Annotated in this window: 19 protein-coding genes and 1 pseudogene; 13 read left to right on the top strand and 7 right to left on the bottom strand. The window is 66.2% G+C overall.

All coding sequences use genetic code 11. The features are described 5' to 3' along the window. Positions 1 to 17: 17 nt before the first annotated feature. Positions 18 to 257 carry a hypothetical protein gene (locus tag U0042_RS06575; protein WP_157977849.1) on the bottom strand — a complete coding sequence of 80 codons (240 nt, stop codon included), beginning with the start codon at positions 255 to 257 and terminating at the stop codon, positions 18 to 20. Positions 258 to 810: 553 nt separating this feature from the next. Here U0042_RS06575 and U0042_RS06570 point away from each other — a divergent pair. Both U0042_RS06570 and U0042_RS06565 read left to right on the top strand, forming a co-directional pair. After that, positions 811 to 1,536, top strand: a pseudogene (locus U0042_RS06570) (GNAT family N-acetyltransferase); the annotation flags it as partial. Between the two features lie 145 nt (positions 1,537 to 1,681). After that, entirely contained in the window at positions 1,682 to 2,269 is a 588-nt protein-coding gene (locus U0042_RS06565; RefSeq protein ID WP_114811835.1) for a LysE family translocator, read from the top strand. A gap of 36 nt (positions 2,270 to 2,305) precedes the next feature. Here the strand turns inward: U0042_RS06565 and U0042_RS06560 are convergent, their stop codons facing one another. The 5 genes from U0042_RS06560 to phnF form a co-directional block, all read right to left on the bottom strand. Beyond that, entirely contained in the window at positions 2,306 to 3,178 is an 873-nt protein-coding gene (locus U0042_RS06560) for an AraC family transcriptional regulator (RefSeq protein ID WP_114811833.1), read from the bottom strand. 127 nt (positions 3,179 to 3,305) lie between these two features. Then, the gene (locus U0042_RS06555; RefSeq protein WP_114811831.1) at positions 3,306 to 4,121 is read right to left on the bottom strand and encodes an alpha/beta fold hydrolase; all 816 of its coding nucleotides are present in this window, start codon (positions 4,119 to 4,121) and stop codon (positions 3,306 to 3,308) included. Positions 4,122 to 4,211: 90 nt separating this feature from the next. Then, complete coding sequence (phnN, locus tag U0042_RS06550) at positions 4,212 to 4,772, bottom strand: phosphonate metabolism protein/1,5-bisphosphokinase (PRPP-forming) PhnN (protein WP_114811829.1); 561 nt, start codon at positions 4,770 to 4,772, stop codon at positions 4,212 to 4,214. After that, entirely contained in the window at positions 4,769 to 5,563 is a 795-nt protein-coding gene (locus U0042_RS06545) for a DUF1045 domain-containing protein (protein ID WP_114811827.1), read from the bottom strand. The genes phnN and U0042_RS06545 overlap by 4 nt, the downstream gene beginning before the upstream one ends. Further along, positions 5,560 to 6,318 carry a phosphonate metabolism transcriptional regulator PhnF gene (phnF, locus tag U0042_RS06540; protein WP_114811825.1) on the bottom strand — a complete coding sequence of 253 codons (759 nt, stop codon included), beginning with the start codon at positions 6,316 to 6,318 and terminating at the stop codon, positions 5,560 to 5,562. The genes U0042_RS06545 and phnF overlap by 4 nt, the downstream gene beginning before the upstream one ends. Before the next feature lie 210 nt (positions 6,319 to 6,528). Here phnF and phnG point away from each other — a divergent pair, with 210 nt between their 5' ends. The 11 genes from phnG (at position 6,529) to U0042_RS06485 (ending at position 17,341) form a co-directional block, all read left to right on the top strand. After that, positions 6,529 to 7,032, top strand: a complete 504-nt coding sequence (gene phnG / locus U0042_RS06535) for a phosphonate C-P lyase system protein PhnG (RefSeq protein ID WP_114811823.1) — start codon at positions 6,529 to 6,531, stop codon at positions 7,030 to 7,032. After that, positions 7,032 to 7,697, top strand: a complete 666-nt coding sequence (gene phnH, locus U0042_RS06530; RefSeq protein WP_232833431.1) for a phosphonate C-P lyase system protein PhnH — start codon at positions 7,032 to 7,034, stop codon at positions 7,695 to 7,697. Before phnG ends, phnH begins: the two co-directional genes overlap by 1 nt. Further along, positions 7,697 to 8,923, top strand: a complete 1,227-nt coding sequence (locus U0042_RS06525) for a carbon-phosphorus lyase complex subunit PhnI (protein ID WP_114811819.1) — start codon at positions 7,697 to 7,699, stop codon at positions 8,921 to 8,923. The genes phnH and U0042_RS06525 overlap by 1 nt, the downstream gene beginning before the upstream one ends. Next, the gene (locus U0042_RS06520) at positions 8,910 to 9,818 is read left to right on the top strand and encodes an alpha-D-ribose 1-methylphosphonate 5-phosphate C-P-lyase PhnJ (protein ID WP_114811817.1); all 909 of its coding nucleotides are present in this window, start codon (positions 8,910 to 8,912) and stop codon (positions 9,816 to 9,818) included. The genes U0042_RS06525 and U0042_RS06520 overlap by 14 nt, the downstream gene beginning before the upstream one ends. After that, complete coding sequence (gene phnK, locus U0042_RS06515) at positions 9,815 to 10,585, top strand: phosphonate C-P lyase system protein PhnK (RefSeq protein WP_114811815.1); 771 nt, start codon at positions 9,815 to 9,817, stop codon at positions 10,583 to 10,585. Before U0042_RS06520 ends, phnK begins: the two co-directional genes overlap by 4 nt. 49 nt (positions 10,586 to 10,634) lie before the next feature. Further along, a complete protein-coding gene (gene phnL / locus U0042_RS06510; protein ID WP_232833430.1) occupies positions 10,635 to 11,456 on the top strand; it encodes a phosphonate C-P lyase system protein PhnL in 822 nt (273 codons plus the stop codon). Positions 11,457 to 11,520: 64 nt separating this feature from the next. After that, entirely contained in the window at positions 11,521 to 12,654 is a 1,134-nt protein-coding gene (locus U0042_RS06505) for an alpha-D-ribose 1-methylphosphonate 5-triphosphate diphosphatase (protein WP_114811811.1), read from the top strand. Positions 12,655 to 13,044: 390 nt separating this feature from the next. After that, positions 13,045 to 13,824, top strand: coding sequence for an ABC transporter substrate-binding protein (locus U0042_RS06500; RefSeq protein WP_114811809.1), 780 nt, complete (start codon positions 13,045 to 13,047; stop codon positions 13,822 to 13,824). 255 nt (positions 13,825 to 14,079) lie between these two features. Further along, positions 14,080 to 15,195, top strand: coding sequence for a succinylglutamate desuccinylase/aspartoacylase family protein (locus U0042_RS06495; protein WP_114811807.1), 1,116 nt, complete (start codon positions 14,080 to 14,082; stop codon positions 15,193 to 15,195). A gap of 390 nt (positions 15,196 to 15,585) precedes the next feature. Then, entirely contained in the window at positions 15,586 to 16,749 is a 1,164-nt protein-coding gene (locus U0042_RS06490) for a porin (RefSeq protein ID WP_114811805.1), read from the top strand. A gap of 190 nt (positions 16,750 to 16,939) precedes the next feature. Continuing rightward, positions 16,940 to 17,341, top strand: a complete 402-nt coding sequence (locus U0042_RS06485) for a DUF6232 family protein (protein WP_114811803.1) — start codon at positions 16,940 to 16,942, stop codon at positions 17,339 to 17,341. Positions 17,342 to 17,410: 69 nt separating this feature from the next. Here the strand turns inward: U0042_RS06485 and U0042_RS06480 are convergent, their stop codons facing one another. After that, positions 17,411 to 19,864: a glycogen/starch/alpha-glucan phosphorylase gene (locus tag U0042_RS06480; protein ID WP_114812007.1), complete on the bottom strand. Its 2,454-nt coding sequence runs from the start codon at positions 19,862 to 19,864 to the stop codon at positions 17,411 to 17,413. Between the last annotated feature and the right edge of the window lie 86 nt (positions 19,865 to 19,950).

Below are 19,950 nucleotides of genomic sequence, written 5' to 3'. Positions count from 1 at the left end.
GCGGCTCTGCGCAACGGTTACTGCGCGTAGTGCATGACGGGTGATGCGAGACCGTCGGCGGAAGGCGCCGCGGCCTGAAGCTGCGCGTTGGCTGCGGACTGCGCGGCCTGCCCGGCCGGACTGGCCGCGTTGCTGTTCGCGGCCGTGCCGTTGCTCGCGCTTTCGGTGTTCGCGTCGCTTGGGCCGCACGCGGCGAGCGAAACCGAGAGCAGCGCGGCCGCGCACCATGCAAGCCGGGGACGGCGAATGGCCAACATGCGGCGCGCGGCTTGCGATGCGTTCGCCTCTTTCGACACCTTCGGCATTCGCGTAAGCAGTCTTGAGCTTCCGTTCATCGTGTTGCCCTGGCTTCTGGTGGGTGTTAGTGATGTAGCGGCTTGCGGCTAGTCGGCCCGGCTGAGTGAGCGCGGCGCTCGCGCAGATCGTCACTGCGGGATGGCTGCGCAGGTCACGATCGAATGGCGGGCAGCATACCGGCGCGACCGTGTCACCTTCGTGAATCCGGTAAGGGGGTTATCCGCGAGCGGACCGTGTGGCGGGGCTCTCAGCGGGGTTGGCCTTGCAAGGCGTTACCTTTTGTTACTCTTTACCTGGGCTCGGACTGCGCTACGCGAGAGACCTTCGCGGACTCGTCGGCACGTGCGCGAACGGACGATGGCCGCGTTCGTGGCACCATCGAACGCGTGGCGCGTGGGTCTTCAACGCCGCCCGCGACGACGCTAGAGTTTTCCGCTTGCCGTTTTCCGCTTGCCGTTTTCCGCTTGCCGTTTTCCGCTTTCCGCTTGCCGCATCGAACCGAACGGGGCTGCCATGTCTGCACAGACCAACGCGAACACCAACACGCTCATCAACGAATACGCCCAACCTGTCGGCGCGCCGCTGCCCGGCTGGTCTGCGCGCCCCATGCCCGAGGCTGTCACGCTGGAAGGCACGTACTGCCGCCTCGAACCGCTCAACGTGGAACGCCATGCCGCCGATCTCTTCGCGGCCTATCGCGCAGCGCCCGATGCGCGCGACTGGACCTACATGGCCGTAGGCCCGTTCGAGCAGTTCGAAGACTATCGGCGCCACGCCGACGCCGCGGCGCGCAGCACCGACCCACGCCACTACGCCGTGATCGACCGCAGCACGGGCAAAGCCGTGGGCTCGCTGGCGCTCATGCGAATCGAACCCGCGCATGGCGTGATCGAGGTGGGCCACGTCACGTTCTCGCCGCTTCTCAAACAGACGCCGCTCTCCACCGAAGCGCAGTTCCTCCTCATGCGCTATGTCTTCGACACGCTCGGCTACCGCCGCTACGAATGGAAATGCGACAGCCTCAACGCGCCGTCGCGCAAGGCGGCGGCCCGGCTCGGCTTCCAGTTCGAAGGCATCTTCCGGCAGGTCATCGTCTACAAGGGACGCAATCGCGACACGGCCTGGCACTCGATCATCGACAAGGAGTGGCCGCTGCTGAAGCAGGCCTTCGAAGCGTGGCTCGCGCCCGAAAACTTCGACGACATGGGCAAGCAGCGCCAATCGCTGACCGAGGTGCGCGCGAAGTACTCACAAGGCGCCTGATCGGTCCATCGACGCGCAACCTCCTGCCCTGCCCACTCAGGGCAATTTTCTTCAATACGCGCGGCCTGCCCGCCGGTACCTTGCGATCTCGTTCTTCAAGCACGCAAGGTATCGGCGCCTCATGAGCATCTATCTTTCCATGGCGGCCTTCGCGCTCGCCACGTCGGTCACGCCGGGTCCGGTCAACATCGTGGCGCTCACGAGCGGCGCCCGCTATGGCCTGCCCGCCAGCCTCAGACATGTGACGGGCGCCACCGTCGGCTTCACGGCGCTGCTCGTGCTCACGGGTCTCGGTCTGCATGAATTGCTGGTGCGATGGCCGGGCTCGACGCGTGTCATTCAGTGGGCAGGCGTCGCGTTCCTGCTGTACATGGCCTTCAGGCTCGCCATGGACGACGGCCGGCTCGACACCGGCAACGCTACCGAAGCGCCCTCGCTGCTCTCCGGCGCCACCATGCAGTGGCTCAATCCGAAAGCCTGGCTTGCGTGCCTTTCCGGCATGGGCGCCTACGCGGCCTACGGCGGAAGCAGCCGCGTGTGGGCGTTCGCGGCGATCTACTTTCTGATCTGCTATGGGTCGATCGCGAGCTGGGCGTATGTCGGATCGTTTCTGAGCCGCTATCTGCACGACGCGCGGCGCGTGAGGCTCTTCAACCGGTCGATGGCGGCTTTGCTCGCGGCGAGCGCGGTTTATCTGTTGGCCGCGTAGTGCCCGGTACGGCGTACGTGCCGCTTCCTTGCCCCGTCACCCGGCCCGCGCCGCGCCACGATATTGCCCCGGCGTAGCCGCGACGTATTGGCGAAACGCGCGTTGCAGATGCGCCTGGTCGGCAAAGCCGGCGTCGATGGCGACGTCCGCGATGGCGCGGCCGCGCTTGAGTTGCGCGCGGCTGTAGTCCACGCGCCGGTTGACGAGCCACGCGTGGGGCGTCATGCCGTAATGCTGCTTGAACGCGCGAATCAGATAGGATGGCGAAAGATCGGCCGCCGCGCAGATTTCGTCGAGCCGCAGTGCGCGCGTGCAGTTCTCGCGGATGTAGTCGGCCGCGCGCAGCGGCTTGTGGTTGGCTTCGTCGGCGCGCGACGGGGCGGGGTTGAGGGCGCGATGCAGGTCGGCGAAGAAGTCGAGCACCGCGCCGTGCTTGTGCAGCGGATCGCCGTGCGGATCGGTCAGCGTCGCATACAGCCGGTTGACCCCGGCATACAGATGCGGCGCCGTGGTCCACGTCGTGGCAAAGCCGCGATAACCCAGGTTGTGACTGAAGCCCAGTTCGTGCTGCAGATTCGTGAGCCACGGCACATCCACATAGATCATGCAGTAGGACCATGCTTCGTCGGCCACGGGGTTGCATGCGTGCAGCTCTTCCGGATTCACCACGACCACCGCGCCCGCGCCGATCGGCTCGAGCGACTTGCCCTTCGCGCCGTTCAGGTACGTGCTGCGCCCGCCTGTGACGGCGCCGATCGAAAACGTGTCGTGCGTGTGGCGCGTGTAGCACACCTTGCGGCCGTCCTGCACCGAGCGCGCCTCGACGAAGGGCAACGCGGCGTCGCGCCAGAACTTCGGCGTGGTGGCATCGTGCTGCGGCAAGGCGTGAGCGTTCGTGTGCGTCGTCATGGATGCGTGGCTGCGTGCGAGTGGAGGGGCCGCTTCGAGGCAAAGGCGACAAAGGCGGTTTAAGCGCGTCGAGCCATTCTATCCGCGCACGTGCGGCACGCGCGCATGGCGGCAACGCCGCGAGGGTTTAGCCCGGCAAACGCGCGAGACGTTCGAGAAACGTCCGCAGCGCACGATTGAACGCGTGAGGCCGCTGCAACGGTGCGAAATGACTGACGTCGTGCAGCAGCATCCACTCGGCAGCCGGAATGCTGCGCGCGAGATATTCGGCGTGCTCGCGTTCGATGAACTCGTCGTGCTCGCTGTGGACGATGGTCACCGGCACGCGGATCTTCGCGAGGTCCGCAGCCGTGTAGTTGGGTTCGGTGCGCATCATCTGGGTCACTGCGGCCACAAACGCGTCGAAGTCGTGCGGCGTGGCGGAGAGCGCGGCGTAGTCGCGTGCGTGCCGGCGAAAGCAGCGGTCGATCACGTCGGTGGGCACGAAGGGCTTCGTGCCGCTCGGGTCCATGTTGCAGCCGAAGAAGAACACGCCTGCGATGCGCTCGGGCGCCTGCATCGCGAGAATCAGCGCGATGCAGGCGCCGTCGCTCCAGCCCACTATGGGCGCATGCTGAATGCGCAAGGCGTCCATGACGGCAAGCACGTCCGCCGCCATGCGTTCGTAGGTGAACGGACGCGTATCGCGCGTGCTGCGGCCGTGGCCGCGACTGTCGATCAGCAGCACGGAGCGCCCCGCCGCGACGAGATCCGGCACCTGGTATCCCCAGTTGCCGCCGTGGCCGAGGCCGCCGTGCAGCAACACGACCGGCGCCCCGCTGCCGTGCAGCGCATACCGGATGCACGCGCCGTCGTGATCGACGTAGCCCTCCTCCGCGGCCGCGGGCAGCGATGGCGCGCCGTGCGCTTCGAAGTGGCGCAGGTCGTCGTCGAACGTTTCCATGTCGAGGTCCTCCTTGAGCGATGGGCCGTGCCTCTACGACGACGAACAGGCCGCGCGCGACTCGACATCCGCGTGAAGAATCCTTCCCGATCAGCCCGCGATGCGACGCACGACCTCGACAAACGCGTGCCCGGCTTTGAGCAGCGAGCCCGAATTGTCGATGCGCGTGAGCGCAACGCCCGCCGGCATGCAAAAAGGTGCCTCGCGCGCAAGACGCGCCGCAACCTCGGCCGCGCTCTCGCGGCCTCGCGAGGCGAGCCGCGCGGCCAGCACGTCGGGCGCGGCTTCCACATGAACCACATGCAGTTGCGCGTACCGTTGCAGTGCGCGGTCCAGATACGCACGCGAACCGTTCACGATCACCGTGCAACCACGCGCGAGCCACGCATCGAGTTCGATGCCGATACCGTAGCGCAGCCCATGGCTCGCCCACTCCAGCGCGAACAGCCCGAGCGACGAGCGCGCCTCGAACTCGGCCGGCGTAAGCGGCACATGGTTCTCGCCATTGCCGCTGGGCCGCGTGATGTAGCGATGCGCGAACAGCACGCGCGGCTCATCGAGATGTTCGCGCGCGAAGCCGAGCAGCGAGTCTTTGCCCGCACCGGACGGCCCCATCACGTAGATCAGGTTGCCGTTGTTTCCTTTCGTCATGGGCGTTGCGCTCCGCTGGCGGTTGCATCGACGGATGCCGCAATGGCGTCGCGCGCGAACGGCAGGCGCTGCCACAACACGAACGGTGCGCCCGGTGCCGGCTCGACGAACAGCGCGGCGCCGCGCACAGGCAGCGCGCCGAGTTGCGGCACGCGCTGCGCCCACCACGCGCCGAGCGTATCGCGTTCGCGTGCGTCGTCGAGCGAACTGGAGAGCGTCATATGGAAGCGAAACTCTTCGAACACATATGGGTAACCCCACGCGTCGAGCAACTCGCGCTGGCGTGGCGTGAGCGACGCTGCGTGACGACGCGCGAGATCGGCCGCCGCGAGCGGCGCACGCAACGGCGCGAGCGTGCGCAGCGCGTCGGCGGCAAGCGCACGCATGTGCACGTCGCCCTCCGGGGTGGACGCGCGCAATGCAACGAAGTTGCCGAGCGTGGCGGCTTCGGCCTGCAAGTCGAAAGAGGACTGACGCAGCGCCCACGTGCGCGTGGTCTCGAGCGTCTGTTGCGGCGTGACGCCGGGCGCGAGACGGAAAGGCGGCACCAGCGTGCCGTGCCAGCCGTAGCGGCGCGGCGCTTCGGTGAGGGCGTGCAGGGGCCGCTGCAAAGCCGACGGCTGCGGCGCGGCGAGCGTCACGTCAGCTTCAGGATCGCGGCCCAGCCATGCGCACCCTTCGGTCCACCATGCCGACTCGCGCGGCGGCGCGTAATACAGCGCGAAACGTGCTTCGGGCGACCAGGGGGCTTGCGCGTTGCCCGCGAAGTCTGCGGCGACCATCGCGGTCATAGTTCGTTTTCCACGAGCAGTTGCACGCGGTCCGCAGCGAAGTGCGTAACGCCGTACTTGATGGGCGTGCCGTTGGGGTCCACGTCCACGTTCTCCACCCATAGCACGGGTTGCTGCCGGTTGATGTTGAGTCGCCGCGCCACTTCGGCATCGGGCAGCACGCTGCCGATGCGGCTCCACTTGCGCAGGTAGTCCGTGAGACCGTATTCCGCGAAGGCCTTCGTGCTGCCGCCCGCGCGATCCATGACGGCCGGCAGGTCCGGAAAACGCGCGGCCGGATACCAGCTGCGCGCGTAAGTGAGCGGCACGCCGTCCGACTCGTGCAGCGTTTCCATGCGGTACACCAATGCGCCCGCACGCAGACCCAGCGCCTTCGCCACCGCAGGGTCCGCCTTCACGCGCGACGACGACAGCACCTTGCCCGCTGCCGCGTGATGCTGCTGGCGCAGGTTCTCGGTGAAGCGCGTGCGGCGGCCGATCGTGTAGTCGATGGCGCCGGGCTGCACGAACGTGCCGCGCCCCTGCTCCACGCTGACGAGCCCCTGCGCCGCGAGCCCGAGCATCGCGCGCCGCACGGTATGGCGGTTCACGTCGAAGCGCCGCGCGAGTTCGCCTTCGCTGGGCAGGCGCCCGTCTTCACCGAACCCGCGCGCCGCGATTTCAGCGGCCAGAATCTGCTCGATCTGCCGCCACACCGCCACGCCCGCGCCGCGTTCGAGCTGCGTGGCTCGCGTTGCCTCGTCGGTGGATGTCATGGTGCTGTCATTCCCCCAGGTTCAAATAATCGACCGCGCATTGTAGTGCGCAGCGCGTGATGGAAGTATGAAACGCCGCGCGTCGCAGAACGAGCACGATTCTACCTCTAAACGTCTAGACGTTTAGATGAATAGATGGTCAAATGGCGACGCTGCATCACACCACCCTACCCGTTTCGACACACGGCATTGCGCCAGAGAGGATCTTCGATGAACGCAACGTCTGCCCTACCCACTCAGCCCGAACCCTCGGCGCGGCGTCAATGGATGGCCGTGCTGGCCCGCACGCCGCGCGCCGAACTCGAAGCGGCGCTTGGCCGCGCGCTCGAAGGACAACCGCGTCCCGTCTACGACTGGCTGCGCCGCCCCGAGACGGGCCTCGCCATGGTGCGCGGTCGCATTGGCGGCAGCGGCGACGCCTTCAATCTGGGCGAGGCCACCGTCACGCGCGCGACGCTGCGCCTGCGCAGCGCGAATCACGATACCCCCGCCGCCGCCCCGATCGGCGTGGCGTGCCATCTGGGCCGCGACAAGCGGCGCGCGGAATTGGCCGCGCTCGCCGATGCGCTGCTGCAATTGCCCGACCGGCACGCGCAACTTCACGCGCACCTGATCGAACCGCTTGCGGCGCGCATCGCCGCCACACGCGCGACGCGCGAGCAGAAGGTGGCCTCTACGCGAGTCGAATTCTTCACGATGGTGCGGGGCGACTGATGAACGAACCCACTACGACGACTATGGCCAAGCCCGCAGAGCACGCCGCGCAGATTGCGCTGTCCACCTTGACGCCCGGCTTCGCCGATCCCGTTCACGACACGCAAGCGGTCTTCCGCACGCTGCTCGATGCGCTCTCGCGCCCAGGCAGAATCGGCAGAATCGAAACGCCGCTGCCCGCCGCGGATGCCTCAGGCACCCTGCGTTCGCGCGCCGATCTTGCGGCGTTCGCCGCGTTGCTCGCGCTCTGCGATTACTCCACACCGGTCTGGCTTGCGCAGCCCGATGCGGTGCTCGGTTCCGCGCTGCGTTTTCACACAGGCGCGCCGCTCACCGAAGAAGCGCACGATGCCGCGTTCGCCTACGTCCACGACGCGGACACGTTACCGCCGCTCGAACGCTTTTCGCTGGGCGAGCCGGAATCGCCCGAACACGCGGCGACGCTCCTGATCCGCGTCGCCGCGCTCACGGGCGGCACGCCGGTCGTGCTGCGCGGGCCCGGCATCGAGCATACGCACACCATCGCGCCCATCGGCCTGCCCCCGCGCTTCTGGCACGAACGCGCCGCCCTGGGTCCGCTGTTTCCCTGCGGGATCGACTGCTATTTCGTCTGCGGCGCCACGTTGATCGGCCTGCCGCGCACCACGCTCGCGGAGGTGAACTGATGTACGTGGCCGTCAAAGGAGGCGAGCGCGCCATCGAGGCTTCATGGCGTCTGCTCGACGAGGCGCGTCGCGGCGACACGTGCGTCGCGGAACTCAGCGTACGGCAGATTCGCGAGCAGTTGCGCCTTGCCGTGGCGCGCGTGATGACCGAAGGCTCGGTCTACGACGAAGAACTGGCCGCGCTCGCCATCAAGCAGGCCGCGGGCGACCTCGTGGAAGCGATCTTTCTGCTGCGCGCCTGGCGCACCACGGTGCCGCGTTTCGGCTATACGTTGCCCATCGAAACCGAAGCGATGCAGATAGAGCGCCGCATTTCGGCCACCTTCAAGGACGTGCCCGGCGGTCAACTGCTGGGGGCGACCTACGATTACACGCAGCGTCTGCTCGATTTCGCGCTGCTGGCTGAAGGTTCGGATGAAGACGGCAACGCGGTTCACGCAACGGACGCGCCGCAAGATGCATGCACGCCTCTGGAAAGCACGAACGAACGCCACGCGCCCGCCGCTACGTCGATGCCTCGCGTCGTCGCGCTGCTGGATCGCGAAGGCCTGATCGAACAGGAAGTGCCCTCGCCTGCGGGCCGCGAGCCCGGCGACCTCACGCGCGAGCCGCTCGCGTTCCCCGCGGATCGCGCCACGCGTCTGCAAAATCTTGCGCGCGGCGACGAAGGCTTCCTGCTCGCGATGGGCTACGCCACGCAGCGCGGCTACGCCAATTCGCATCCGTTCGCGGGCGAAATACGCTTCGGGTCCGTGGACGTGGAGATGGTGCTGGACGAACTGGGCGAGGCGGTGGTGATCGGCGAGATCGACGTGACCGAATGCCAGATGGTGAATCAGTTCGCCGGAAGCAAAGAGGTGCCGCCCACCTTCACGCAAGGCTACGGCCTCACGTTCGGGCACGCGGAGCGCAAGGCCATGGCGATGGCACTCGTGGACCGCGCGCTGCGCGCCGATGAACTGGGCGAGCCGATCGAATCGCCCACCCAGGACGTGGAATTCCTGCTGTCGCACAGCGACAACGTGGAGGCGTCGGGCTTCGTTCAGCATCTGAAATTGCCGCATTACGTCGACTTCCAGTCCGAACTCGAACTCGTGCGGCGGCTGCGCGCCGAACATCGGGCGCAACGCGACGCGCAACGAAACGAGGCACCCACCGCGGCAAACGTCGCAAGCAGCGAAAGCGAACACGAAGAAGACAAGGAGCAAGCGCATGAACGCGCCTGAAACACTGTCGGGCCCTGCGCCGCACGACGCGGACGGCTACAACTTCGCCTACCTCGACGAGCAGACCAAGCGCATGATTCGCCGCGCCCTGCTCAAGGCCGTTGCGGTGCCGGGCTACCAGGTGCCGTTCGCGTCGCGCGAAATGCCGCTGCCCTTCGGCTGGGGCACGGGCGGCATCCAGGTGACGGCGTCGATCATCGGTCGCCACGACACGCTGAAGGTGATCGATCAGGGCTCCGACGAAACGACGAATGCGGTCAACATCCGCCGCTTCTTCGCGCGCACGGCCGCTGTGGCCACCACGCGCAAAACGGCGGAAGCCACCCTCATCCAGACGCGCCATCGCATTCCCGAAACGCCGCTTACGGAAAAGCAGATCCTCGTCTACCAGGTGCCCATGCCCGAGCCGCTGTTCCGGCTCGAGCCGCGCGTAGCCGAAACGCGCAAGATGCACGCGCTCGCGGATTACGGGCTCATCAGCGTGAAGCTCTACGAGGACATCGTGCGCCACGGCAGCATCGCGACCACCTACGACTACCCCGTGATCGTCAATGGCCGCTACCTCACCTCGCCCTCGCCCATCCCGAAGTTCGACAACCCGAAGATGCATCGCAACCCGGCGTTGCAGCTTTTCGGTGCGGGGCGCGAACGCCGCATCTACGCGATTCCGCCGTACACGAACGTGCGCAGCCTCGACTTCGACGATCACCCGTTCGAGATTCAGCGCTGGGAACACGCGTGCGCGCTCTGCGGATCGCGCGAGAGCTTCCTCGATGAAATGATCGTGGACGACGAAGGCACGCGCATGTTCGTGTGCTCGGACAGCGACTATTGCCACACGCGCCGCGAGTCCGCCGAAAACGGCACGGCCGCCGCGACGGGAGACGCCCCATGAAGCCGCTTCTCAGCGCACGCAATCTGACGAAGCAGTACGGCGGCCGCAACGGTTGCCGCAATGTGAGCTTCGATCTGTATCCCGGCGAGGTGCTGTGCATCGTCGGCGAATCGGGCTCGGGAAAAACGACGCTGCTCAATGCGCTCGCGTTGCGCACGCCGTCCGACGAAGGCTCGCTCCATTACACCACCGCACACGGCGAAACGCTGGACCTGTTCGCGCTTTCCGAGCCGCGCCGCCGTCTGCTCATGCGTACGGAATGGGGCTTCGTGCAGCAGAATCCGCGCGACGGACTGCGCATCGGCGTCTCGGCGGGCGCCAACATCGGCGAGCCGCTGATGGCGGTGGGCGCGCGCCACTATGGGCGGATTCGCGACAACGCCATGCAATGGATGACGCGCGTCGAACTGGACCCTTCGCGCATCGACGAGTTGCCCACCGCGTTTTCAGGCGGCATGCAGCAACGGCTGCAGATTGCGCGCAACCTCGTGACGGGCCCGCGCCTCGTGTTCATGGACGAACCCACGGCGGGCCTCGACGTCTCCGTGCAGGCGCGCCTGCTCGATCTGCTGCGCACGCTCACGGGCACGCTGCATCTTTCGGTGCTGATCGTCACGCACGACATCGGCGTGGCGCGACTGCTCGCGCATCGCTTGATGGTGATGCAAGGCGGCGAGGTGGTGGAGTCCGGCCTGACCGACCAGGTGCTCGACGATCCGCAGCATCCGTACACGCAGACGCTCGTTTCGTCCGTGCTGCCCGTATGACGCACGCCCTGCACTGTCTACTGGAAATACCGGATACCGGAATGTGCCCATGACTTCTTCTCTTGCAGAACCGCACGCGCACGACATGACACGCGACATGACCCGCGCGTTCGCCGATCACCCCGCACTCATGCTGCGCGCCGTCGGCGTGCACAAGACCTTCACGCTGCACGGCCAGGGCGGCATCGAAATCGAAGCGCTCGCGGGCGTGTCGCTCGACGTGGCGCGCGGCGAGTGCGTCGTGCTGGTCGGCCCTTCGGGGGCCGGCAAGAGCACGCTGCTGCGCTGCCTGTACGGCAATTACCTCGCGAGTGCGGGCGCGATCGCCGTACGATGCAGCGCGAGCACCGACCCCTCCACCGCCGCCTGCATCGCCATCACGAACGCCGAGCCGCGCGACGTGCTGAACCTGCGCCGCCACGTGATGGGCTACGTGAGCCAGTTCTTGCGCGTGATTCCGCGCGTGCCCACGCTTGCACTGGTCGCGGCGCCGCTCGTGGCGCGCGGCGTGCCCGACGACGAAGCGGAGCATCGCGCGGCCGCGCTGCTCGAGCGGCTCAACATCCCGAAGCGGCTCTGGCCGCTCGCGCCCGCCACGTTTTCGGGCGGCGAACAACAGCGCGTCAACATTGCGCGCGGTCTGATCGCGGACCATCCGCTCTTGTTGCTCGACGAACCCACAGCCTCGCTCGATGCGGAAAATCGCGACGTCGTGGCGGATTTGATCGTGGAAGCGCGCCAGCGCGGGGCGGCAATTGTCGGTATCTTCCATGACGAAGACACGCGCCTGAAAGTGGCCACGCGACGCCTCGAATTACAGCCGCCTATGTCTGGCGGCGCGAACGCATTCACACCCGCCGCGCTGCACTGAGCGGCGCGACTATGCCGAACGAAAGCGGTCCTGCATGCGCGGCCGCAGAACAAGGAGCCAACCGATGTTGATCAAGAACGCTCGCATCGTCACGCGAGACGAGGTATTCGAAGGCGTGGTGCGCGTCGAGAACGGCATGATCCGCGACGTCCAGCGCGGCACCACGTCGGCGCCTGAAGCCGAGGACTGGGCCGGCGACTACCTGCTGCCCGGCCTGATCGAGCTTCATACGGACAATCTCGAAAAACATCTCGCGCCGCGCCCCGGCGTGCAATGGAACACCGACGCCGCCTTCGTGATTCACGACGCGCAGGTGGCGGCTGCGGGCATCACGACCGTGTTCGACGCGCTCGCCATCGGCACGCGCCTTTCGGTGGGCGTACGCGGACGCGACGTGCAGATGCGCTGCGCGGCCTCGCTGGAACGCTTCGCCGCGCGGCAACTGCTGCGCGCCGAGCACTTCCTGCACCTGCGCTGCGAGATCGCGACCGAGGACGTGGTCGAGCTGTTCGACGAGCTGTGCACGCATCCGCTGATGCGGCTCGCCTCCGTGATGGACCACACGCCGGGTCAGCGCCAGTGGCACGACCCCGCGCAATGGCGCCGCTATCAGGAACGGCACGGCAAATGGACCGACGAGCAGGCCGCGACGATGCTCGCCGAACTGGCCGACGAACAGCAGCGTTTCGCCGACACGCATCGACACCAGATCGTCACGCGCTGCAAGGCACGCAACATTCCTGTGGCAAGCCACGACGACACGCTCGTGGAGCACGTCGAGCAGGCCGCCGCCGAAGGCGTCGCGATCTCCGAATTTCCGACCACGCGTGTGGCCGCACAAGCCGCGCGCGAACGCGGCATCGCCACCGTGATGGGCGCGCCGAACGTGGTTCGCGGCGGCTCGCATTCGGGCAACGTGTCGGCGCTGGAACTGGCGCAGGCGGGCCTGCTCGACATCCTCTCCTCGGACTACGTGCCGTCCAGCCTCCTCACCGCTGCCTTCGAACTGGTGCACAAGGCCGACTGGCGCCTGCCGCGCGCCCTCGCCACGGTCTCGTCCGAACCCGCGCGTCACGCCGGTCTCACGGATCGCGGCGCGATCGAGCCCGGCCTGCGGGCGGACATGGTGCGCGTGACCATGCTCGATGCGTTGCCCGTTCCGCGCGCCACGTATCGCGCCGGCCAGCGCATCGTTTGAGGCCTGCGGCGCAGGCGCCCGCGGCATGTGGGGGGGGACACGCGGCATACGTTGGGCATAAAGTCGCAGCCGCGCTTGAGTGCCACCTTTCGGCACGCCTTCATCGCGCGGCGTCCTGCCGCATCGCAACAGCCTTGTAAAGCCCGCCGCGCGCGGCTGTCGCGCCTGCGCAAAAGAAGCCGTGCTGCGCGGCGCGGCCATCTGCCTTGTCCGCGCCATCCGGTATTACACTAGCTCCGCTTTAATTTTGACTTGGTAAGCTTGGCGCGCGCTGCTGGCCGCCGGCCGGCGGCCGTAAACAGGGGCTGGGCGCGACAGGCGCCACCCTTCGCCGTGCGGGCGGCACAACCGCGCGCACGGCTATTCGAACCACTCCGAGGAGTAAAAACAGTGAAAAAACTGCTTGCGGCCGTGACGGTTGCCCTGCTTGCCCTTTCGGCGGGCGCCCATGCCAAAGACTGGACGACGATTCGTTTCGGCGTCGACGCCAGCTACCCGCCGTTTGAATCGAAGGCCTCCGACGGCAAGCTGGTCGGCTTTGATATCGACCTCGGCAATGAAATCTGCGCGCGCCTGAAGGCCAAGTGCGTCTGGGTGGAAAACGACTTCGACGGCATGATCCCCGCGCTGAAGGCGAAGAAGTTCGACGGCGTGCTGTCGTCGATGTCCATGACGCCGCAACGCGCCGAACAGATCGCGTTCTCGTCGAAGCTCTTCAACACGCCGACGCGCCTCGTCGCCAAGAAGGGCTCGGGCCTCAAGCCGACGCCTGAATCGCTCGCAGGCAAGAGCGTGGGCGTCGAACAGGGCACGATCCAGGAAACGTACGCGAAGACCTACTGGGAGCCGAAGGGCGCCAAGGTCGTGCCGTACCAGAACCAGGATCAGGTCTACGCCGACCTGCTGTCGGGTCGTCTGGACGCCGCGCTGCAAGACGCAGTGCAGGCCGACATCGGCTTCCTGAAGACGCCGCGCGGCGCGGGCTACGAGTTCGTGGGCAAGGACCTCGTCGATCCGAAGATTCTCGGCAACGGTGCCGGTATCGGCCTGCGCAAGGAAGACACCGACCTGAAGGCGAAGATCGACAAGGCAATCGCCGAGATCCTCAAGGACGGTACCTACAAGAAGCTCGAGAAGAAGTACTTCGACTTCGACGTGTACGGCGGCTAATCCCGCTGTTCTTCGTACAGCCGGCCGCGGCATACGCCACGCCGGCTGCACGAACCCGCAGTACGCAAACGGGCTTCGCGATACGCGCGGCCCGTTTTGTTTTGGCGCGCCGCATCGCCGCAAGTGCGACTCAAGCGCGCCGCTCATGACGGCACGTGCCGCACAGCGCGCCCATATCGGCTAAGATCGGCGGATTCCCTCAACGCCACATCAACTGTCTTTCGTGCGGCATGCGCTGCACGAACCCCATCGATCATGCAGACCAGGAACCATCCGCTGATTTCGCCGACGCTCGGCACCGCCCGCCAGATCACGAGCTTCCACTACGGCCCTGCCGGCGGGCAGAAAATCTACATCCAGTCCTCGCTGCATGCCGACGAACTCCCCGGCATGCTCGTTTCGTGGGCGCTGCGCCGCAAGCTCGCGGCGCTCGAAGCCGCGGGCAAACTTCGCGGCGAAGTGGTCGTGGTGCCCGTGCCGAATCCGATCGGCCTGAACCAGCACGTGCTGGGCCACCTGGCGGGCCGCTTCGAATCGAACACGGCGCAGAACTTCAACCGCAACTTCTACGATCTGGCCGCGCTCGTGCTGCCGCATATCGAAGAGCGCCTCACCGGCGACGTGGAGGCAAACCGCAACGCCGTTCGCGCGACCATGCGCGAAGTGCTCGATGCGCAGCGCCCGAAAACGGAACTGGATTCGCAACGCCTCGCACTGCAACGTCTCTCGTACGACGCCGACGTGGTGCTCGACCTGCATTGCGACTGGGAAGCGGCGCTGCATCTGTACACGAACCCTGACCTCTGGGACGACGTGGAGCCGCTCGCGCGCTACCTCGACGCGAAGGCGTCGCTGCTTGCGCTCAACTCCATCGGCAATCCGTTCGACGAGATTCACAGCTTCTGCTGGTCCGATCTGCGCGAACGCTTCGGCGACCGCTTCCCGATTCCGAACGGCTCCATCTCGGTCACGGTGGAACTGCGCGGCCAGGCCGACGTCTCGTACGAAGTCGCGGACAAAGACGCCCAGGCGATCATCGAATACCTCACGCTGCGCGGCGTAATCGACGGCACCGCTGCACCGATGCCGCCGCTCGCGTTCGAGGCCACGCCGCTCGCCGGCACGGAACCCATCGTCGCGCCCGCGAGCGGCGTGCTCGTGTTCCGCGCGATGTACGGCGAGTGGGTGGAGGCGGGCACGGCAATCGCCGACATCGTCGACCCGCTCACGGACCAGGTCAGTACGCTCAAGTGCACGGTAAGCGGCGTGCTCTACGCGCGGCACCGTGCACGTCTTGCGACGGCCGGCATGGAAGTGGCGCGCGTGGCGGGCGCCACGCCCATCCGCACGGGGTCGCTCCTCTCGCAGTGAAACTGCGCGGGCATCGTGTCCTACGGTGCCCGCTATTGCGATGACGCTGCGTGTCGTCGCACCGCCTTATAGCCCCGCCTCATAGCGCTGCATGACTCCGATGGCCGGCTTCGGTTTCGAGCCGGCCATCGCGCTTGTTCTCCCTTCTTCCCTTCGCCGCCCCCCCAGCGGTTGCACGCGCAAACGCTTGCGCGCCGCTGCACCGTGCTGCTCCGCGCGATTCAGTCTTCGTATGCGACGCCATCGCTATGTAGCGTGCGCACCACAAATCGCTTCGAAATTCTTGCTGTCACATTCCTTTCGTTGCCGGCCCTTACATTGCAGCCCGTCGCATGACCTGCCGAAGAATCAGGTGCGGCTATCGCATTCTTTTCTCCTGGAGAACACGCCTTGAACAAGAAAGTCTTGACCGCCGCTATTCTCGCCACGCTTGGCGGCACCGCCCACGCGCAAAGCAGCGTGACGCTGTACGGCCTCATCGACGCCGGCATCAGCTACGTGAACAACAGCAAGACCTCCACGGGCAGCGACAAGCTGTTCAAGTACGACGACGGCGTCGCGCAAGGCAGCCGCTGGGGCCTGCGCGGCACGGAAGATCTGGGCGGCGGTCTGAAGGCCATCTTCGTGCTCGAAAACGGCTTCAACAGCGGCAACGGCACGCTGGGCCAGGGCGGTGCGATGTTCGGCCGCCAGGCGTTCGTGGGTCTGTCGAAGACCGACGTCGGTTCGCTGACCTTCGGTCGCCAGTACTCGTTCACGACCGACTACCTGGGCGGCAGCTACTCCACGGGCGGTCTGACGGCAGCCGGCAACTACGCCTACCACGTCAACGACATCGACCAGCTCACGTCGAGCCGCATCAACAACGCGGTCAAGTTCAGCAGCGCGAACTTCGCGGGCTTCACGTTCGGCGCGTTGTACGGCTTCTCGAACCAGGCCGGCGCATTCGCGGGCGCGCCGCAGACGGGCACGACGGCCAACCCGGTTGCCGGTTCGTCGCGTGCGTACAGCTTCGGCGCGAACTACGCCGCGGGTCCGCTCGGCATCGGCGCGGCCTATACGGACATCCGCTTCCCGAGCCAGGCGTCGCCTGCCTTCACGACCGCGATCTTCGGCATCAACACGGGCACCATCAAGGACCTGCGTTCGTTCGGCATCGGCGCGCGCTACGCGTTCGGCCCGGCCACGCTGTGGGCCTTGTGGACCAACACGCTGCTCTCGCCCATCACGGGTTCGTCGACGATGTACAACGCCTATGAATTCGGCGGCAAGTACGCGTTCACGCCGGCACTGACGGCAGCGGCGGGCTACACGTACTCGCGCTCGTCGGGCCTCTTCTCGGCGCACTGGAACCAGGTCAACGCCGTGGTCGATTACGCCCTCAGCAAGCGCACGGACGTGTACCTGCTCGGCGTCTACGAGCAGGCTTCGGGCCATCTCGCGAACGGCACGCAGGTACCGGCGCAGATCGGTTCGAGCACGAGCTACTTCAACACGTCCGGCACGTCGGACAACCAGGTTGCCGTGCGCGTGGGCATCCGCCACAAGTTCTAAGCGGCACACGCTCGAGGCGGCACGCCGCCGTTGCATCGGGAAAGCGCCTTCGGGCGCTTTCTTTTTTCCGCGCGCGGTTCGCGCCCTTCTCCGGCCGCCCCCGTTCCCGCGGCGTCCATCGCGCTTCTGGTACGCTTCGCCCTTTCGGCTCTTGCAGCGCATTCAGGCGCTGGGTAACGAAGCAATGGCAATGGATACTCCTTTCAACGAACGCGGCGTCTCCGTCACGCGCAATGCGATTTCGGCGGCCGGGCAGGTCTTCACGTTGCGTGACGTGCGCGACGTGCGTGTCATCACGGTGGGCAAGAACCGCGTCGTGCCGATGGTCATCAGCCTGTGCGGCGTGGCCGTCGCCATCGCGGGCGGCTGGTTCGGCACGGCGGCGGCGCTCGTGTGCGGCGCGATGCTCGTGGTGGTAGGCGGGCTCGCGTGGACGACCCAGGACGTGACGCATCGGCTCATCGTTGCGACTGCGGCGGGCGATCGCGAGGCCGTGTCGAGCACGGATGCCGACTTCGTTGCACGCGTGGAGCGTGCGGTGAAAGACGCGCTAGCCGCCGCGAAGGCGCAGCAGCAACAACAGCAGCAATAACGCGTCAGCAACGGCGAAGGCTCGCTCGTAGCGTAGCGCCTCGCCTCACCACGGCCGCCTGAGCGACCCTCAGCCCATCTCCAGCGGCTTCACATGCCAGATGTCGTGCGCGTATTCGGCAATCGTGCGGTCCGATGAGAAGAAGCCCATGCCCGCCACGTTTTCGATAGCGCTCTGGTCCCACGCGCGCGACTCGCGGAAACGGCGGTCCACCTCTTCCTGGGTCTTCGCGAACGACGCGAAATCGGCCAGCACCATGTAGTGGTCGCCCCAGTCCACGAGCGTGTGGAAGATGTCCGAAAAGCGCAGCGGATCGCCGGGCGAGAAGAAGCCGGTACGGATCTGGTCGAGCGCCGTGTGCAGTTCCGCATTTTCTTCGTAGATCTGCCGCGGCCGGTAGCCGCCGGCGCGCAGGCCATCCACTTCATCGGCGGAATGACCGAAGATGAAAATGTTGTCCTCGCCCACCGCGTCGCGAATCTCGATGTTCGCGCCGTCGAGCGTGCCGATGGTGAGCGCCCCGTTCAACGCGAGCTTCATGTTGCCCGTGCCCGATGCCTCGGTGCCCGCCATCGAGATCTGCTCCGAAAGATCGGCCGCCGGAATGATCAGTTCCGCCACGCTCACGCCGTAGTTCGGCACGAACACCACCTTCAACCGGTCGCCCACCACGGGGTCGTTGTTGATCTTCGCCGCCACGTCGTTGATGAGCTTGATGATGGTCTTGGCCATGCGATACGCGGAGGCCGCCTTGCCGGCGAACATCACCACGCGCGGCACCCAGTCGCGCTGCGGATTTTCGCGAATGCGGTTGTAGCGCACGATCACGTGCAGCACGTTGAGCAGTTGCCGCTTGTACTCGTGAATGCGCTTCACCTGCAGGTCGAAGAGCGCGTCGGGGTCGAACGACACGCCCGTCTGGTGCATGAGCCGATGCCCGAGGCGGATCTTGTTTTGCCGCTTCGCTTCGTGGAAAGCTTCGACGAACGCAGGGTCGTTGCGCAGTTCGCGCAGCTTCGCGAGTTCGAACAGATCGGTACGCCAGTGCGTGCCGATCTGCGTATCGATCAGCGACGAAAGCGAAGGGCTTGCCTGCGCGAGCCAGCGCCGCGGCGTGATGCCGTTGGTGACGTTGGTGAAGCGCTCAGGGTACATGCGCGCGAAATCGGCGAAGATGTCGCGCGTCATCAGCTGCGAATGCAGCTTCGACACGCCGTTCACCTTCTGGCTCGCCACGATCGCGAGATGCGCCATACGCACGCGCCGCTGGCCGTACTCGTCGACGAGCGAAATGCGGCGAATCAGGTCGACGTCATGGTCCGAATGCTCGCTCACCTGCTTGAGGAACTCGGCGTTGATGTCGAAGATGATCTCGAGGTGACGCGGCAGCAGACGCGCGAGCAGCTCCACGTCCCACGTTTCGAGCGCTTCGGGCATGAGCGTGTGGTTCGTGTACGAGAACATCTGCTGCACGTGGTCGAGCGCCTTGTCCCAAGGCACGTGATGCACGTCGACGAGCAGCCGTATCAGCTCGGGAATGGCCAGCACCGGATGCGTGTCGTTCAGATGCACCGCGACCTTCTCGGAGAAGCGGCCAAACGTGCTGTGCGTGCGCAGATAGCGGCGAATCAGGTCCTGCATTGTCGCGGAGACGAAAAAGTACTCCTGGCGCAGACGCAGCTCGCGCCCGGCCGGCGTGGAATCGTCGGGATACAGCAGGCGCGAGACGTTCTCCGACGCGTTGCGCGCTTCCACCGCGCGCTGATAGTCGCCCTGGTTGAAGGCGAAGAGATCGAACTCCTCCGTGGCGCGCGCGGACCACAGGCGCAGCGTGTTCGTCGCGCTCGTGGCGAAGCCCGGAATCACCGTGTCGTACGCCATCGCGTTCACGTGCTGCGTGTCGATCCACTCGATGCGGCCTTCGCGCTGCACCGTGCGCCCGCCGAAGTGCACCACATACTGGACTTCCGGCCGCGGAAACTCCCACGGGTTGCCCGCGCGCAGCCAGTAGTCCGGCGCTTCCACCTGCTCGCCGTCAACGATCTCCTGGCGAAACATGCCGTACTCATAGCGAATGCCGTAGCCGAAGCCCGGAATGCCGAGCGTCGCCATCGAATCGAGAAAGCACGCGGCAAGCCGGCCCAGGCCCCCGTTGCCGAGCGCGGCGTCGGGCTCCAGATCCGTAAGCGCCTCCATGTCCACGCCGAGACTCGCGAGCGCTTCTTTCATGGAGTCGTAGATACCGAGCGCGAGCAGCGCGTTCGTGAACGTGCGGCCGATCAGAAATTCCATCGACAGGTAATAGACGCGCTTCACGTCCTGTTCGTACTGCATACGCGTGGTCTTCATCCAGCGCGCGACGAGCCGGTCACGCACGGCGAGCGCCGCTGCATGGAGCCAATCTTGCGGACGCGCCGCCACTGCGTCCTTGCCGACACCGTACATGAGACGGTTTGAAATGGAGCGCCGCAGCGCATCGACGGTACTGTTGAGCTGGTCGAACTCCAGATCCACGGTCGTCATCGAAACCTCCAGGAAAAACGATGCGGCTTCCTGCACGCGAATGCCGTGCCAGCAAGGCGGACGCGGAAGCCGGTCCGACGGGTAAA

The sequence above is a fragment of the Paraburkholderia kururiensis genome, assembly GCF_034424375.1.
GTDB classification, from domain to species: Bacteria; Pseudomonadota; Gammaproteobacteria; order Burkholderiales; family Burkholderiaceae; genus Paraburkholderia; species Paraburkholderia kururiensis_A.
The sequence above is the reverse complement of the archived record's forward strand: the minus strand, read 5'-3'. Positions and strand labels throughout refer to the sequence as shown.